This is a genomic window from Streptomyces sp. NPDC014864, assembly GCF_043081525.1.
GTDB lineage: Bacteria > Actinomycetota > Actinomycetes > Streptomycetales > Streptomycetaceae > Streptomyces.
On the sequence record NZ_JBIBWT010000047.1, the window covers coordinates 1 to 4,248 of the forward strand.

Below are 4,248 nucleotides of genomic sequence, written 5' to 3' on the forward strand. Positions count from 1 at the left end.
GAGCCGACATCGAGGTGCCAAACCATCCCGTCGATATGGACTCTTGGGGAAGATCAGCCTGTTATCCCCGGGGTACCTTTTATCCGTTGAGCGACACCGCTTCCACTTGCCGGTGCCGGATCACTAGTCCCGACTTTCGTCCCTGCTCGACCTGTCAGTCTCACAGTCAAGCTCCCTTGTGCACTTGCACTCGACACCTGATTGCCAACCAGGCTGAGGGAACCTTTGGGCGCCTCCGTTACATTTTGGGAGGCAACCGCCCCAGTTAAACTACCCACCAGGCACTGTCCCTGAACCAGATCATGGTCCGAGGTTAGAGGTCCAATTCGATCAGAGTGGTATTTCAACAACGACTCCACGATAACTGGCGTCACCGTTTCACAGTCTCCCACCTATCCTACACAAACCGAACCGAACACCAATACCAAGCTGTAGTGAAGGTCCCGGGGTCTTTTCGTCCTGCCGCGCGTAACGAGCATCTTTACTCGTAATGCAATTTCGCCGAGTCTACGGTTGAGACAGCTGAGAAGTCGTTACGCCATTCGTGCAGGTCGGAACTTACCCGACAAGGAATTTCGCTACCTTAGGATGGTTATAGTTACCACCGCCGTTTACTGGGGCTTAAATTCTCAGCTTCGCTCCCGAAGGAACTAACCGGTCCTCTTAACCTTCCAGCACCGGGCAGGCGTCAGTCCGTATACATCGTCTTACGACTTCGCACGGACCTGTGTTTTTAGTAAACAGTCGCTTCTCACTGGTCTCTGCGGCCCCACCCAGCTCAGACAGTACATGTCGTCACCAGACAGGGCCCCCCTTCTCCCGAAGTTACGGGGGCATTTTGCCGAGTTCCTTAACCATAGTTATCTCGATCGCCTTAGTATTCTCTACCTGACCACCTGTGTCGGTTTGGGGTACGGGCCGTGTGAAAGCTCGCTAGAGGCTTTTCTCGGCAGCATAGGATCACTGAATTCGCCTCAATCGGCTACGCATCACGTCTCAGGCTATGTGTGACCCGGATTTGCCTAGGTCACGCCCTACACGCTTACACCAGTATTACCACTGACTGGCTCAGCTACCTTCCTGCGTCACCCCATCGCTTGGCTACTACCAGATCAGGTCCCATGCATCCACCAACTCGAGACCCGAAGGTCTTCTCGTGGCTTCAGGATGGTTAGTATCACTGATTCACCATGGGCGCGTTCACACGGGTACGGGAATATCAACCCGTTGTCCATCGGCTACGCCTGTCGGCCTCGTCTTAGGTCCCGACTCACCCTGGGCGGATTAACCTGGCCCAGGAACCCTTGGTCATTCGGCGGACGAGTTTCTCACTCGTCTTTCGCTACTCATGCCTGCATTCTCACTCGTGTGGCCTCCACGGCTAGGTCACCCTGCCGCTTCCATGGCCACACGACGCTCCCCTACCCATCCACACACCTGCCAGAAAATCCTTGGATCAACTGGGGGCTATTGCGTGAATGCCGCAGCTTCGGTGGTGTACTTGAGCCCCGCTACATTGTCGGCGCAGGATCACTTGACCAGTGAGCTATTACGCACTCTTTCAAGGGTGGCTGCTTCTAAGCCAACCTCCTGGTTGTCTTCGCGACCCCACATCCTTTTCCACTTAGTACACGCTTAGGGACCTTAGCTGGCGATCTGGGCTGTTTCCCTCTCGACTACGAACCTTATCGCCCGCAGTCTCACTGCCGCGCTCTCACTCACCGGCATTCGGAGTTTGGCTGATTTCGGTAAGCTTGTGGGCCCCCTAGACCATCCAGTAGCTCTACCTCCGGTGAGAAACACGCGACGCTGCACCTAAATGCATTTCGGGGAGAACCAGCTATCACGGAGTTTGATTGGCCTTTCACCCCTACCCACAACTCATCCCCTCAGTTTTCAACCTAAGTGGGTTCGGTCCTCCACGACGTCTTACCGTCGCTTCAACCTGGCCATGGGTAGATCACTCCGCTTCGGGTCTAGAGCATGCCACTACGATCGCCCTATTCGGACTCGCTTTCGCTACGGCTACCCCACACGGGTTAACCTCGCGACATGCCACTAACTCGCAGGCTCATTCTTCAAAAGGCACGCCATCACCCCCAGCAGTAAACTGCTCGAAGGCTCTGACGGATTGTAAGCGCACGGTTTCAGGTACTATTTCACTCCCCTCCCGGGGTACTTTTCACCTTTCCCTCACGGTACTAGTCCGCTATCGGTCACCAGGGAGTATTCAGGCTTATCGGGTGGTCCCGACAGATTCACACCAGATTTCACGGGCCCGGTGCTACTTGGGTTTCCATTACAACAGTCACAAAGTTTTCGTGTACGGGATTCTCACCCTCTACGACAGGCCGTTCCAGACCACTTCCACTAACCCTGTGATTTCTTACTGTTGGCCTGCTCGGCAGAACAGACAAAATGAACCCCACAACCCCACGAATGCAACACCTGCCGGCTATCACACACCCATGGTTTAGCCTCTTCCGCTTTCGCTCGCCACTACTCACGGAATCACGGTTGTTTTCTCTTCCTGTGGGTACTGAGATGTTTCACTTCCCCACGTTCCCTCCACACGCCCTATATATTCAGGCGCGGGTAACACGACATCACTCGTGCTGGGTTTCCCCATTCGGACATCCTCGGATCACAGCTCGGTTGACAGCTCCCCGAGGCTTATCGCAGCCTCCTACGTCCTTCATCGGCTCCTGGTGCCAAGGCATCCACCGTACGCTCTTCATTACTTACAACAAAGATGCTCGCGTCCACTGTGCAGTTCTCAAACAACACACAACACTCAGGCTCCAAGCAGACACCAACAAGAAAAAATTCTTGCGGTATGACCGCGCCTGAACATTGTCGTTACTTCCTAGAGAGGAAACACTCGCGTGTTCTCTCAGGACCCAACAGTATGCCGATATAATTTGTTCTCCCACCAGCACTGAGGCCGGCAGTAACGAAAACGAATGCTTGTCAGCGTCCACCCATGAGCAACCACCGTTCCACATACGGGAACGAAATGGCCTCTGCTTTCCTCAACCACACCTGTGTGCAGCGAGCGAAAGAGATGCTCCTTAGAAAGGAGGTGATCCAGCCGCACCTTCCGGTACGGCTACCTTGTTACGACTTCGTCCCAATCGCCGATCCCACCTTCGACGGCTCCCTCCCACAAGGGGTTAAGCCACCGGCTTCGGGTGTTACCGACTTTCATGACGTGACGGGCGGTGTGTACAAGGCCCGGGAACGTATTCACCGCAGCGTTGCTGATCTGCGATTACTAGCGACTCCGACTTCACGGGGTCGAGTTGCAGACCCCGATCCGAACTGAGACCAGCTTTAAGGGATTCGCTCCACCTCACGGTCTCGCAGCCCTCTGTACTGGCCATTGTAGCATGTGTGAAGCCCTGGACATAAGGGGCATGATGACTTGACGTCGTCCCCACCTTCCTCCGAGTTGACCCCGGCAGTCTCTTACGAGTCCCCACCATAACGTGCTGGCAACATAAGATAGGGGTTGCGCTCGTTGCGGGACTTAACCCAACATCTCACGACACGAGCTGACGACAGCCATGCACCACCTGTATACCGACCACAAGGGGGGCCACATCTCTGCAGCTTTCCGGTATATGTCAAACCCAGGTAAGGTTCTTCGCGTTGCATCGAATTAATCCACATGCTCCGCCGCTTGTGCGGGCCCCCGTCAATTCCTTTGAGTTTTAGCCTTGCGGCCGTACTCCCCAGGCGGGGCGCTTAATGCGTTAGCTACGGCACGGATTCCGTGGAAGGAACCCACACCTAGCGCCCACCGTTTACGGCGTGGACTACCAGGGTATCTAATCCTGTTCGCTACCCACGCTTTCGTTCCTCAGCGTCAGTTACTGCCCAGAGACCCGCCTTCGCCACCGGTGTTCCTCCTGATATCTGCGCATTTCACCGCTACACCAGGAATTCCAGTCTCCCCTGCAGTACTCAAGTCTGCCCGTATCGCCTGCAAGCCAGCAGTTGAGCTGCTGGTTTTCACAAACGACGCGACAAACCGCCTACGAACTCTTTACGCCCAGTAATTCCGGACAACGCTTGCACCCTACGTATTACCGCGGCTGCTGGCACGTAGTTAGCCGGTGCTTCTTCTGCAGGTACCGTCACTTGCGCTTCGTCCCTGCTGAAAGAGGTTTACAACCCGAAGGCCGTCATCCCTCACGCGGCGTCGCTGCATCAGGCTTTCGCCCATTGTGCAATATTCCCCACTGC

The 4,248-nt window shown here is 55.3% G+C and carries 2 rRNA genes; both read right to left on the reverse strand.

The annotated features are described in order from the left end of the window. Positions 1-2,747: ribosomal RNA gene (locus ACF1A5_RS33750) — 23S ribosomal RNA — on the reverse strand; the annotation flags it as partial. 328 nt (positions 2,748-3,075) lie between these two features. Next, positions 3,076-4,248 (reverse strand): 16S ribosomal RNA (locus ACF1A5_RS33755); the annotation flags it as partial.